The sequence below is a fragment of the Endozoicomonas gorgoniicola genome, assembly GCF_025562715.2.
GTDB classification, from domain to species: domain Bacteria; phylum Pseudomonadota; class Gammaproteobacteria; order Pseudomonadales; family Endozoicomonadaceae; genus Endozoicomonas_A; species Endozoicomonas_A gorgoniicola.
This window is the reverse complement of record NZ_JAPFCC010000001.1, coordinates 656658-670048: the sequence shown is the minus strand read 5'-3', so window position 1 is coordinate 670048 and position 13391 is coordinate 656658. Positions and strand designations below refer to the sequence as shown.

The 13391-nt window shown below is 46.5% G+C and carries 12 protein-coding genes and 1 pseudogene; 7 read left to right on the top strand and 6 right to left on the bottom strand.

Features of this window, described 5'->3' with window-relative positions:
- Positions 1-174 precede the first annotated feature (174 nt).
- Positions 175-1521: pseudogene (locus NX722_RS03110) on the top strand (IS1182 family transposase); the annotation flags it as partial.
- 704 nt (positions 1522-2225) lie between these two features.
- A complete protein-coding gene (gene ltrA / locus NX722_RS03105; protein ID WP_262565434.1) occupies positions 2226-3488 on the top strand; it encodes a group II intron reverse transcriptase/maturase in 1263 nt (420 codons plus the stop codon).
- Positions 3489-3558: 70 nt separating this feature from the next.
- Here ltrA and NX722_RS03100 read toward each other — a convergent pair whose 3' ends face one another.
- Positions 3559-3852: a HigA family addiction module antitoxin gene (locus tag NX722_RS03100; RefSeq protein WP_262566678.1), complete on the bottom strand. Its 294-nt coding sequence runs from the start codon at positions 3850-3852 to the stop codon at positions 3559-3561.
- Entirely contained in the window at positions 3852-4130 is a 279-nt protein-coding gene (locus NX722_RS03095; protein WP_262566677.1) for a type II toxin-antitoxin system RelE/ParE family toxin, read from the bottom strand. The genes NX722_RS03100 and NX722_RS03095 overlap by 1 nt, the downstream gene beginning before the upstream one ends.
- Before the next feature lie 819 nt (positions 4131-4949).
- Here NX722_RS03095 and NX722_RS03090 point away from each other — a divergent pair.
- Entirely contained in the window at positions 4950-6194 is a 1245-nt protein-coding gene (locus NX722_RS03090) for an ISL3 family transposase (protein ID WP_262566676.1), read from the top strand.
- Here NX722_RS03090 and NX722_RS03085 read toward each other — a convergent pair.
- Positions 6149-6898: a DUF2971 domain-containing protein gene (locus NX722_RS03085; protein WP_262566675.1), complete on the bottom strand. Its 750-nt coding sequence runs from the start codon at positions 6896-6898 to the stop codon at positions 6149-6151. The two genes, NX722_RS03090 and NX722_RS03085, sit on opposite strands and share 46 nt — an antisense overlap.
- A gap of 576 nt (positions 6899-7474) precedes the next feature.
- Here NX722_RS03085 and NX722_RS03080 point away from each other — a divergent pair.
- Positions 7475-7768, top strand: coding sequence for a hypothetical protein (locus NX722_RS03080; protein WP_262566674.1), 294 nt, complete (start codon positions 7475-7477; stop codon positions 7766-7768).
- A gap of 65 nt (positions 7769-7833) precedes the next feature.
- Here NX722_RS03080 and NX722_RS03075 read toward each other — a convergent pair whose 3' ends face one another.
- From NX722_RS03075 to NX722_RS03065, 3 genes are all read right to left on the bottom strand, one after another.
- Positions 7834-8580 carry a metallophosphoesterase family protein gene (locus NX722_RS03075; protein WP_262566634.1) on the bottom strand — a complete coding sequence of 249 codons (747 nt, stop codon included), beginning with the start codon at positions 8578-8580 and terminating at the stop codon, positions 7834-7836.
- Positions 8581-8693: 113 nt separating this feature from the next.
- On the bottom strand, positions 8694-9026 hold the full coding sequence (locus NX722_RS03070; RefSeq protein ID WP_262566673.1) for a type II toxin-antitoxin system HicB family antitoxin: 333 nt from the start codon (positions 9024-9026) through the stop codon (positions 8694-8696).
- Positions 9023-9277: a type II toxin-antitoxin system HicA family toxin gene (locus NX722_RS03065; RefSeq protein ID WP_262566672.1), complete on the bottom strand. Its 255-nt coding sequence runs from the start codon at positions 9275-9277 to the stop codon at positions 9023-9025. The genes NX722_RS03070 and NX722_RS03065 overlap by 4 nt, the downstream gene beginning before the upstream one ends.
- A 359-nt stretch (positions 9278-9636) precedes the next feature.
- On the opposite strand from NX722_RS03065, the gene NX722_RS03060 reads away from it, so the two are divergent.
- From NX722_RS03060 to NX722_RS03050, 3 genes are all read left to right on the top strand, one after another.
- A complete protein-coding gene (locus NX722_RS03060; RefSeq protein WP_262566671.1) occupies positions 9637-10023 on the top strand; it encodes a hypothetical protein in 387 nt (128 codons plus the stop codon).
- A gap of 158 nt (positions 10024-10181) precedes the next feature.
- Positions 10182-11501: a hypothetical protein gene (locus tag NX722_RS03055; protein ID WP_262566670.1), complete on the top strand. Its 1320-nt coding sequence runs from the start codon at positions 10182-10184 to the stop codon at positions 11499-11501.
- A gap of 82 nt (positions 11502-11583) precedes the next feature.
- Positions 11584-12984, top strand: coding sequence for an IS1380 family transposase (locus NX722_RS03050; RefSeq protein ID WP_262563762.1), 1401 nt, complete (start codon positions 11584-11586; stop codon positions 12982-12984).
- Positions 12985-13391 lie beyond the last annotated feature (407 nt).

Sequence of the window (13391 nt, the reverse complement as noted above, 5' to 3'; positions counted from 1 at the left end):
GTACGCCCGGCATGGGCATGAACTTATGGGGTGAAAGTCCCCTGTGGGTAAACCAGCATCGGATCTGGAGCCGAATAAGCCCACCGATGATAACCACTAGGAGCCTGTCGGACTTAGAGCAAAAATCTGGCATAATTGCCAATAATCACTTTTCAAGCAAGCAACCTCTGACAAATGAAGAGATGGACTTTCAGACCCGTTGACCGCAGTATTCCAGACATGTTTCCCGCCAGTGTCGATGATTATTTGCCGGAACGTCATCTCGCCCGTTTTGTTGTAGAGGTCGTCGAGCAGCTCGATCTTGATCCGTTCATCAAGTCCTACAGCGGTAGAGGTTCCAAAGCCTGGCATCCATCGCTCATGCTCTCGCTGTTATTTTATGGCTATGCGACAGGTGTCTTTTCCAGCCGAAAGCTGGAGAAGGCTACTCACGACTCTATTGCTTTCCGCTATATCTGTGCCAATGAACACCCAGATCATGACAGTATTAATGCTTTCCGGAAGCGGTTTCGCAAGGAAATCAGCAACCTGTTTACCCAGATTCTAATGATCGCTAAAGAAGCCCAGTGGTTAAAAATGGGAACCATCAGTCTGGATGGCACCAAAATGAAAGCGAATGCCAGCAAACACAAAGCCCTCAGCTACGAGTATGCCTGCAAGCTGGAAAAACAGCTCAAGTCTGAGGTGGATGAGCTCCTGAAAATGGCAGAGAAAGCCGATGCAGAAGAGCAGCCTGAAGAGCTTTCTATTCCAGAGGAGCTCAAGCGTAGGGAAGATCGCCTTGCTGTTATTGCCGAAGCAAAAGCAGAAATAGAGCGTCGCGCTGAGGAGCGATACCAATACGAGCTGGAAGAATATGAGGAAAAAGTGGCTCGCAGGGAAGCGATCAGGGAGTCTGGAAAAAAGCCGAGGGGTAGAGAACCCAAAGCCCCAGAGGCAGACCCAAGAGACAAAGACCAGGTCAATCTGACAGATCGTGATTCCCGCATCATGCCAACATCAGGCGGCAGTTATGAACAAGCTTATAATGCGCAGGCTGCAGTTGATGTTGAAAGCGGACTGATCGTAGAAAAACACATTACTCAGGCAACAAACGACAAACAGCAGGTAGAGCCAGCCCTTGAAGAACTGGCAACTCGTGAAGACGAACTTGGCAAGCCCGAAGCGATCCTGGCAGACACAGGCTACTTCAGTGAGAGTAATGTGTCAGCTGTGGATAACTATGGCGCAACTGCGTATATCGCAGAGAAGCGTGATGCCCACAATAAACCTTTGATGGAGCGCTTTAAACCTGATGATCCTATGCCGGAAGGCGACGATGTAACAGCATTAGACCTGATGCGTTGGCGGCTGCAGACAAAAGAAGGTCGGGCTGTTTATGCCTTGCGGAAAAGTACGATTGAACCAACCTTTGGAATACAGAAAGAAGTGATGGGGTATCGCCAATTTCTGGTTCGAGGCTTTGCAGAGGTGTCTGCTGAATGGGATCTGCTCTGCACAGGCTTCAATCTGAAGAAAATGTTTGCCATGGCGATGGCGGACATTGAAAATTGGTTATTTATGATTCAACTTCTGGCTGCATACAGAGCTTTTTGGGCGATGTTTTACTATTTACGGGTAAGAGTGGCGGTTGTGAGAACAGCTTGCACAGTAGCTTAAACAGGCAGCAGGGTTATGATGCCGCCTTCTTTTCTGGACTTGTTACAAGTCCGACAGGCTCCTAGCTTAAGGCAAGTGCAATCTCACGAGGGGTTGTGCGGAGGCAGTCTGACTGCAAAAGTGCGAGCCGACGGACAGAAATCGTATACAAGGCCGAGTCTCGTGGGCGAGTGAGCCAAGGATCACAAAGCCCTCTGGTTTGAGAGATACGGTAAATGCGGCGGTTGTGTACTGAAAGTTCATGCTCTTATCCGGGGAGGTCTGTTCAACATGCGATTGGTCAATCCCAGTTCTCAGCCACTGGTTACAACAGGCTCGGCGGACAGGGTTCATCACCCTGTTCGAGCAAACCCGATGACCACCAATAGCGCCTGCAGAAGTAATTCTGTGTGGTGATTGAACAGAAGTCAGCAGACGTCATAGTAGTTGTTCGACAGAAGTCGTTAATCCGATTGGAAGTCGTCAACGAAGGACTGAACACCGACGAAAAGAGGAGACTGATTCCCTCAACACAGTGCAGCCGTCCGGCGACTCACTGGAGTTGGCGAAAGAATCTTTAACCAGCTTTGAACCACGATCTACTGAGTTGCGCACTGGAACCTGCCAATTTGCTGAAAGCATGGAAACAAGTCAGAAGTAACAAAGGGGCTCCCGGAATAGATGGGATCACCATTAAAGCCTATCCTGACTTTGCCCGTCAGCACTGGCCTTCAGCGCGCCAAGCCTTACTCAATGGGACTTACAGACCATCTCCCGTCCTTCGGGCTGTTATAGAAAAGCCCGATGGTGGAGAACGGTTGCTGGGCATCCCGACAGTCATGGATCGAGTGATACAACAGGCCATTGTGCAGGTATTATCACCCATCTTTGATCCTGACTTCTCTCCCAGCAGCTTCGGTTACAGACCGGGAAGGTCTGCACAAGACGCTGTACAACAGGTTAATCGATACATTAAGCAGGGGCTGCATCAGGCGGTTGATGTTGATCTGAGTAAATTCTTTGATACGGTCAGCCATGATGTTCTTATGTCGAGAGTCTCTCGAAAGATTCACGACAAGCGTCTGTTGAAGCTGATTGGCCGCTACCTTCGTGCTGGCGTCATGGTTGATGGGCAATGCTACCCAACCCGGGTAGGTATGCCACAAGGCGGTCCACTTTCACCGCTGCTGTCGAATGTCCTTCTCGATGACCTGGACAAGGAACTGGAGTACCGGGGGCATTGCTTCGCACGCTACTGCGATGACTTTGTGATCCTCGTTGGCAGCCAGCGAGCCGGGGAGCGAGTGATGGAAAGCATCACACGTTACCTTGAGCGCAAGCTGAAACTGAGGATAAACCCGACAAAGAGCAAGGTGGTGAAAGCTACCGAAGCTGAGTTCCTGAGTTTTACCTTCACAGGGAAGCGAATCCGCTGGTCGGAGAAGAGTCTGAACCGCTTCAGGCGAAAAATCCTGAAACTCACCAGCCGAAGCTGGGGAGTATCGATGGAATATCGCTTGAAGAAGCTGGCCGAATATATCCGGGGCTGGATGGGTTATTTCAGGATAACCGAATATTACAGTCCTATACCGCGACTGGATCAATGGATACGTCGGCGGATTCGCTGTTGTTTTATCAAACAATGGCGAAAGCCGAAAACCCGTTACAGAAATTTGATCAGGTTAGGTGTTGATCACATCAAGGCCGCCTCGATTGCAGCCAGTAGCAAAGGGTATTACCGGCTAAGCAAAACCTATGCGGCACAGTTAGCATTAAACGACAGTTTTCTCAGTAAACTCGGGCTTGTTTCCCTGAAAGACTTGTGGATCAGGTTTCACCACCCTCGGTGAATCGCCCGGTGCGGACCCGCACGCCGGTGTGATGTGGGGGCTGGAGGTTAGAGACCTCCGGCTACCCGATTTAGGCTGTCAGGAACTTGAGAGGTTGTATGTTGGAGAGATTTATTCTTTTCTTTGCCTGCCACAGCTCATAATTATCTTGCATACTGAGCCAGCTTTCTGGTGTACGGCCTAAAACCTTAGACAGCCTCAAAGCCATTTCAGGAGAAATAGCACTTTTACCTTTGATGACACGGCTAAGAGTTGATGCAGCAACTCCAAGCTGTGTTGCAAGGTACCGACAGCTGATGCCATAAGGCTCCATATATATGGACTCAATAAATTCTCCCGGATGGGGTGGGTTATGCATAGACATTAGTGATAATCCTCATAATTAAGGATGTACGCATTGCCATCCCGAAATTCAAAGGTAACTCGCCAGTTACCACTTACTGAAATTGACCATATTCCTGAGCGATTTCCCTTCAATGAGTACAGTGCAAATCCGGGGAGGTCAATATCTTCAAGCACTTGGGCTGTATCAATAGCCACCAACTGCATCCTCAGTTTCTTTGCGTGCTTGGCTTGAATTCCAGCCTTTTTGCCCGACTCGAAGAACTGTTTCAGCCCTTTATGTTTGAATGATTTAATCATGCAGATAATTGTAGCGCGTTGCGCAACACTGTCAAGCTTGGAGGCAGCCTAACGCCTGGTTCAGCCGCGTGCCGAAGGCACGTCGGGTGAGCGAAGCGAACGAACTGCAACCATTTGTTAGGTGCCCTCGCAACTCCATTGTTGTTTATTGGCACCCAACTTGAAACAACTCCTCTTGCCGTTTGCTGCGGACTCACCGCTATAAACTGCTGAGTAAGGCAGAGGAGTTGAATTTAAACTCTGAGACAAAAAAGCATAGAGCTTTTTGAAGCTCAACCGTGGAACCGATCCCAAAACCATCAAGTTAACATGAGCCCACTATCAGCATTTGCTGAGAAGGTACCAAGTTAATACTGGCGTTACCCGTTTCTTTAAATGAGAACCAAAGCTGAAGGTTGATCTGAAATTTCTGCCAGAAAGACCAAGCCAAAAAACTCTCAACACAAACAGAAGTTGCATATTGGCTCTGTGTAAAACTCGCAGCGCAGACAGAACCTTAAGATATAAACCTTTGTTTGACCTCAGGCACCTAACGCCTGGTTCAGCCGCGTGCCGAAGGCACGTCGGGTGAGCGAAGCGAACGAACTGCAACCATTTGTTAGGTTTCGTTCTCTTTAGATACTCGATGACCTAGTATAAAAATTTTGTATTCTTTTTCTGACTGTCTTGCTCTGTATAACTTTACGTTATGATCGGTTTGTAAATTAACGTCATTAACAATTGAAGATAACTGGTTCCTCGCTGTTTGCTATGGATTTAGTACGGTTATCTGACTGATAATTACCCGCCAAATAAAGTACACAGGTTTCGCAATTGTTCATGGATGGTAACCAGATTTTCATGCTTGGTCTTGGTTTGCAGGCACCCTGGAAAATAGTTGATCAACACCTCGATACATCCCAGAAGCCCAACCAACTCAGACTCAGAGTCAGCGCTGATCGTGGCAGCCTGTTTCCCTGCCCCAAATGCGGTAAGGCTTGCCCGACGCATGACTTTAAGGAACTAACCTGGCAGCATCTGAACTTTTTTCAGCATCATTGCTATATCACCGCTAAAGTACCTCGGACAACCTGTGAAGAACACGGCACTCTTCGTGTAAATGTTCCCTGGGCCAGAGAGAACAGTAAGTTTACCCTTCTTTTTGAACAGGCGTTGCTGTCTCTGGTCAGGGAGATGCCGGTCAAAGCCTGTGCCAAACATATTGGAGTCAATGACAAGCGTATATGGCGGGTGATCAAGCATTACGTCAGTCAGGCATTACTGCAAATGGATCTGTCATCTCTGAAGGCTATAGGGCTGGACGAAACGGCCTCAAAACGAGGTCATAACTATGTTACCGTTTTCATTGATATGGACAGGCACGACAAGCCCGTAATCTTTGCCACCACAGGTAAGGGCAAAGGTACTATTAAGGAGTTCAGGGCGTTTCTGGAGAAGCATGGAGGCCAGGCAGATAATGTGCTTGAGGTGGTTTGCGATATGTCAAAAGCGTTCTTGGCCGCCGTGAAAGAAGAGCTGCCGCAAGCCAACGTCACTGTTGACTGGTTCCACGTTGTTCAGCTGTTTACCCGGGCTGTTGACGATGTCCGCAAAGAGGAGCGAAAACTGGGGCAGCATCCGAAAAGTTTGCGCTGGGCAGTGCTAAAGAAGGCAGATGGGCCACTTACTGAAAAACAGGTGGAAGCACTTGCCGAACTGGAAAGCAGTGACTTGAAAACTGGTATAGCATGGCGAATCAAGGAAAAGCTCCGCTGGATCCGGAAGGCCAAAACAGCGCAGGCGGCTCGCTGGAGGTTAACGCATTTCATCAAATATGCAAAATCTGAACTGGGAGAGTGTGAAATTCTGGTTCCGGTACGTAAGGCATTATCAACGGTAGAGAGTCACGCTGATAAGATAATACAACGATGGTCTTCAACCTATACCAATGCTCGCATGGAAGGGCTGAACAGCTTGTTTCAGGCAGCCAGAAGCAGAGCAAGGGGCTATCGAAATACAGGAACTTTTCTGATGATGATCTATATGATTGCCAGCCCTGTAGCGGATTTACTGAAATCCATATGAAACGGCGAAGAGCCAGATAACTCTTTAAAATCATCTTGCTCCATCTTTGCTCCAGCAATAACGCTGCATAATAATTTATCTCTGAGATAGGTTCTAATTCCAGGACCATTTTTTGTATCTATAACCCTTTCCTCTTTCTCGTATTTCCATATCCGACTTTTGGTTAGTAGGATTTTATTCAAAAGTTGTTGGTGATTATCCATTCCGTACTTTAAGATAGGTCTATTTTTTGAGTATTTGACTTTGAGGCAAGGGAGCCATCGATCCATTCTATATTTTTCTCGTTCTGGCAACATTACGGGTATCTTGAACTCAACAACAAAGCCTTTATGAAAATCTGCATAGTGTGACCACATCAATATACTAACAGGAGTTCTTGTTAAACTTACTACCCCTACACTGTCCAAAATGCTTGTTGCAAAATTTTTATTTTCAAAAGAACTCTTTATATTATTAATAATTTTTCTTTTATTTTTTATATGCTCTGCTGGACTAAATCCACTTTGGTTTGAAGCTTCTCGAACAAGCTCTTTTCTTGTTTCTGGTAATCTATTGATTGATTCTATATCGTAGTATGGAAAACAATCAAAAGGATCATTAAATTTTGTAGGGTTTGAAAACTTTATTGTGCCTTTAGTTAAAATACACTTTGAGCCTTCATCAAAAGGCAGGTACTTATATCTGTACATATATTTATTTTTCATAGCTACCTTTTTTAAATAGAAACCTAACGCCTGGTTCAGCCGCGTGCCGAAGGCACGTCGGGTGAGCGAAGCGAACGAACTGCAACCATTTGTTAGCTGTAGCATTTAAAGAATGAACTTGAGTATTTTTGCCCAACATTTTTTTCTCTGAACTGGCCAATGGCACAGAATCAAAAGGTTGAGAAGCAGAATAAACCAGAGATTTTATGCCCCAGAGACAGACTCTGGTGTTTGCGCTGGCGTTGCACGAGGGAAAAAACACTGAACCCGCTTGCCGACCACAAGCTCAGGAGGTGATGCGAATGGAATGAGCCAAAAACTCTTGATTCGATGGTCGGCATTGCACGCTGGAAAGTGTACCACCCTCTCTCGCCAGCTTGTACTGAACCTGACTTGCTGAGTTTTTCTGCTTTGCTGAAAGCAGCTCAGAACCAAAAAACTTGACGACAAGAACAAAGTAACAGATGAAAAACATTCACTGAACTCTGGCTACAGCTAACGCCCGCTTCAGTGGCGTGCCGAAGGCACGTCCATTGGAAGCGATTGTTATCTGCCGCTTAACACAGGATTAGCAGCATGGATTTAGATTTAGTTGATATTGCCCCCGATCTGGATAAATGGATCGACGACAACTGCATTGTTACTAAAGAGGATAGGGTTGAAGCCACGCTGGACGGAGAGGCTATGTATTCTCACGTCGTAGAGGATAAGTTAATTGAGCTGACCGTAAAGAGGCATGAGCTTCTGGCATTGCTTGATGAATGCTACAAACGCTTCAAGCAATACGATATGGACAACTACGAGCCTGATATGACTCCGTATGTTCACACTGAGTTTATGAAGAAACTGGAAGCTACTTTAGGCAGATAACGCCTGGTTCAGCCGCGTGCCGAAGGCACGTCGGGTGAGCGAAGCGAACGAACTGCAACCATTTGTTATGCAGCTCTACCAGATTTGAGTGCAAAAGCCCAGTCATTGCGATTTCTTGCTTTCGCTGCATTCACAGCACTATTTAGTTCATATGGTACTTTAAGAAACTCAACATTCCAGCCTGTAGTGCAGCGTTCAATCATTGCGTATGAAGCATGAGAGGAATAATTTTGCATAATATGCAATGTCGGATCTTCATCTTTGTATGCAGGTAGACCAACACTGCCCGGATTCACGATAAGCTGCTTATTTGTAAGCTCAATAATTCTTGGAATATGTGAATGACCACACAGGACAAGCTTTTCTGATACGTTGCTAAGAAACCGTCTTATTTCATGTTCATTCCTGACCTTCGGTATACCGGATGATACATCTTCGACCATATAAACCAGGTCATTATCAGGGACTCCATGACACAGAAAAATATCTTCTGGGAGAGATAATGACGCAGGTAAAGACTTCATCCATTCCAGAGCTTCATTTGGTAATTCTGCAAATATGAACTGCATTGTAGGATTTTCCGAGATTCCCTCTGGATTAGCCTCATAAATTTGGCGATCCTGATTCCCCTTGATAGTAATCATTTCTTCGGATCGCAAAAGTTCATAAGTTTCTTTTGGAGCGAGTGGTCCGTATAAGATATCGCCAAGATTTACGAACTTTTTTGCCCCTTTCTTTTTTGCATTTTTGATTACTGATTCTAATGCCCAGACATTGCTATGAATATCCGATAAAACTGCAATTTTACTCATAATATTTTTGTTTTGTATGGCTGCATAACGCCTGCTTCAGCCGCGTGCCGAAGGCTCGTCGGGTGGAGGGGCGAAGCCCCGGAACGAACTGGAAGCATTTGTTATGCGCTGACTTATATGCGAGAAGCTTGAACCAATGCTCTTGAAATCCATTGGTTAATGCTTTGACCACTAACCTGGGCGGCTGTTGCAATCGTAGCATGAAGCTCTGGAGGAATGCGGAGCATCAGCTTGCCTGAATATGGTTTCTGAGGTTCTTTACCAACCGCTGCGCAAGTTTCGAGATAATCTTCAACTGCCTCGTGGAAGGCATCCTTGAGTTCTGTTACTGACTCTCCATGAAAACCAACTCGATCCTTGATGCCTGCAATATGACCAATAAAGCATTCATCATCGTCACTGTATTCTATGCTGGCTGCATAACCTTTATGTGTCATTGTGTTCATGGCCTGACTCCAATTCTGATTAGGAAATCTCGTGCATCTTTCACCTGATACGGCTTTGCCTCTTTTTTCGGGTGTGGTCTGTGGAAAGTTCCAATTTCCCCAACCTTGTGGAACCTTACACGCGATCCGCGCCCCTCGATAACTTCGGCTCCGACAGCGATAAGGAGAGCTTCTATGGCTTTCCATTCCAGCTGTTTTGGAGCTGGATCTTTAAATATCGCTATGAGCGTTTTTCGGTGTTTAGCATTCATAGAAGATACTATAGATTATAGTATCATATAATGATATCAATATTTGAGTTTGCATTGGATTGAAGCGCATAACGCCAACTTCAGCCGCGTGCCGAAGGCACGTCGGGTGGAGGGGCGAAGCCCCGGAACGAACTGGAAGTTTTTGTTAGGGCGGGCCTATCGTTTAAAAAAAATCTTGCCTCACTGTAAATATCCACTATGTTTTATCTTACTTCCGAACTTGGAAGCTTTTGTGGTTTACCTGTTCGTACGAACGTAAGCCGAATTCACTAACTGAAAGCCAAAATCATAGAGTCACGAATAGCTGCTATAGCCTTTTCAGACTCGAAACATACTTGATTTTCTTCGTGGAGAACCGTATGTCAGTTAAAATACGTCCTGATGTTTTTGCCTGCCTATTACGCTACATGATTCTAGCAGCTCGATCAAAGCGGCTTGTGCCTTATAACGAAATTGAAAATGCGTGTGGCCTCGGGCATAACATGGTCGGCCATTATGCTGGAATGCTTGGTGACTTCTGCATTTATCATGGACTCCCTCTACTAAATGCGCTGATAGTCAATACGAAAGAATGTATGCCATCTCATGGCTTTGATGGTTACATTAAAAAAGAAGGTAATCATCAAAATTGGGGAGAATGCGTTTCTGCTTGCTTCAGTCACTTTCATCAACCGACTTTACGTGAATTACAAGTTAAAGACTTCCAAGGGCTAACCACTTTGGCTAGAGAGTGGTTTGAAGACTAACAAATGGGTGAAAGTCTCATATTGACTCTCTTTTCAGGGTCTGCAGCCCAATAAGTATGCAGTAGCAACAAATTTTTCCTGCTCAGCAAGGGTAACGGCCAAACACCGCTATGATGTTTACTGATAAAACGACACCATATTAGTGAGAGGCCGCCCCGATGGAAGTATGTCAGCCACTGACTGAAGTCGCCAATTCTTCCTGTCATGCAATTCAGCAGCTTGATCATAAACTGGCAGCTCTACGTCAACAGTTCGACCCCATTCAGCACTTTGAAGATTATGAAGGTGAAGTTCACAAGCTTTTTGCTCAGGCAGAGCGAGGTGTTCTGGAAGAAGACTTATCCGGACTTGATGTTGACACTCCGGTCATTGAAGTCAACGGCACCTGTTACCATCGAGTATTGCGAAGTTCAGAAACCTATCAGACCGTTGCCGGTTCCATCAACGTTCCACGAACGCTCTACCGCAACGGTCAGGATCGCTGCATCGTCCCGCTGGAACTCCGGGCGGGTATTGTCGAGAGATACTGGACACCAAGGGCGGCAAAGCAAGCTATCTGGATGGTCGCTCAAATGCCACCGGGCGACGTGAAGAGCCTGCTTGATCTGATGGGCAATATGTCGCCTTCGGAAAGCTCTCTGGCTCGACTCCCGAAGAAGTTTAACAATCAATGGGAGCCAAACAGGGAAGCCTTTGAGGGTATCCTCTGGGAAAGCGTTAAAGTTCCAGAAAAGGCGGTGACTGCGGCAGCGTCTCTCGACGGTGTTATGCTGCCAATGAAAGACGGCAAGCGTAAGGAAAAACGCGAACAAAATAAAAACGACGGTAAGCGAACCCGTGGTCCAGCCGGTTGCCAGGAGGCCAGTTGTGGAACATTGTCGTTTTACGATACTCAGGGTGAACGCCTGTCAACTGTCAGAATCGGGCGTATGCCCGAAAGTAAAAAAGTAACTTTGAAGAACTCACTCTCTGAACTGCTGGATGAAGCCCTTCGGCAAAAGCCTGACCTGACTCTGGTCAAAGTGGCAGACGGAGCGAAAGACAACTGGACTTTCCTTGCCAATGAACTCCCGGAAGGCCATGAGATCGTAGACTTTTACCATGCTGCAGAACACCTGAAGAAGGCATTTGATCTGTCCTATGGCGAAAACAGTGCTAAATCCAAAGAAAAATTCACCACCTATCGCCACATTCTAAAGGAAGAGCCTGAAGGGGTTGAGAAAGTGATCAAGGCACTGGCTTACCAGCACAAGCGACATCCTCGACGATCAAAGCTGAAAACAGAGCTGGAATATTTCAGGAACAATCGCGCTCGTATGCAATACGCTGAACACTTGTCACAGAATCTGCCGATAGGTTCGGGAGTCATTGAGGCGGCTTGCAAAACTTTGGTAACGCAGCGTATGAAGTGTTCGGGTATGCGTTGGCGACATCCGGGAGGCCAAGGAATTCTGACTCTTAGCCCGGATATTTCATAAAAAGAGGCAAGTTCCGCCCAATCACTTGATATAATTGGGTCGACCAAAAAAATGCTTCGGAAGAAGCAAACCGGAACTTGCCATGAACAAATTTACACAAGAACAGCTTCGTTTTCACCCCTCCAACGGAAAAACTATCCGGGCAGACTTCAATGGCGGAGAATTATCCTCTGATTTTGGCGCCCTGATGCTACGTGAAACAATGCTTCACAGCGGTATCATATCCAGGCTGACTGACGGCATTGACGATAAACGTCATCAATCCTACATCGACCACACCCTGCAAGAACTCATTGCCCAAAGAGTTTTGCAAATGGCCTGTGGTTATGAAGATGCAAACGACAGCAACCATCTGCGTAAAGACCCAATCTTTAAGCTTGCCAATGGAAGAAACCCACTGGACGATGATAACCATCTGGCTTCCGCTCCAACGTATACAAGGCTTGGTCAGTCCATGACCAAACGGGATATTTATAATATGACCAAAGCACTGGCTGATCACTTCATCAGCAGTTATGAATACCCGCCATTAGCCATCATTATCGACCTGGATCATACGCCTGCTATCACCCATGGCGGCCAGCAGATGAACCTGTTCAACGCCAAATATCAAGACTACTGTTACTTGCCCTTAATGATCTTTGAGGGGCTCAGCGGCAAGCTGATCACTTCGATCCTGCGTCCTGGAAAAACACCCACAGGCCGAGAGAATGCAGCTATTCTCCAGCGCCTCATTAAGCTGATCCGTACAAGATGGCCGAAAACCCATTTACTGGTTCGTGGGGATAGCCACTTTGCCCAACCAGAGTTAATGCAGGTTGTTCAGGATGACCCTCACTCCGACTACGTGCTGGGAAAAGGCGCAGGACACAAGACGGCCTTGCGACCTAAAGCCAAAGAGTTGCTGGATGAAGCGCGGAAAGCTCTCGACGTTAAAACCGGGCTGGCAAAACTGAACAACATGCCAGAGCCTGAGCGACTCAGGCTCTACGGAGAAACGGACTATCAGGCAAAAAGCTGGAAAGGGCTGGACACCCGGATAATCTATAAGGCAGAGGTCAACCAGAAAGGCGACAATCCCCGCTTTATTGTGACTTCGATGATGGAGGCTTCCCCCGAGGAAATATATGAAGACCTTTATTGTCCCAGAGGGCAGGATGAGAACTTCATTAAGCATCTGAAAAGTGATTTGTCCGGTGATCGCTTGTCAGATCAAGGCTTTCTGGCAAATCACCTGAGAATGTTTTACGCCTGCGCTGCTTATGTTCTTCACTATGAGCTGAGAACCAAGGCACTGAAAGGTACGGAGCTGGAAAAGGCACAGCCATCAACCGTGATCACAAAACTTTGTAAGGTCGCGGTTAAAGTGGTTGAGTATAAAGACCGAATCAAACTTCACTTGCCCCGCAGCTGTCCAATAAAAGGGCTTTTGCAGCATATAACCGAAGTCTTTTATTCAATGCCGCTGCCTCGACCGGGATAGTCAGCTTCATAAACTCAATCAGAATAAAATAGCGACCAACAGAAAGAGTGTTGGGGAATTCTGTTGTCCTGAAAAAGCAGGTGCTGATCAAAAAACATCCGAATTAATGGTGAGTTCGGGTTGTAATACCTTTTTCATGGACAGTAGAGCAACAGACCTCCGAAAAAATCAGAATGGGATGTTTTTTCCGGAACTTGTTGCTCATTTATGAAATATTCGGGTTAGGTCATTAATCCAGAGCAAGCTGTTCGACAATGGTTGGAAGCTACTGGCAGTGACTTATTGCTGTAAGGTTACGAAAACAGGAGTAGATAATGTCATCCCGTTCCCTTCGCAGAAGACAGAATGATAGTACCAGTCAATATGAGACTTTCACCCTAACAAATACTTTTTTCAACATATATTGG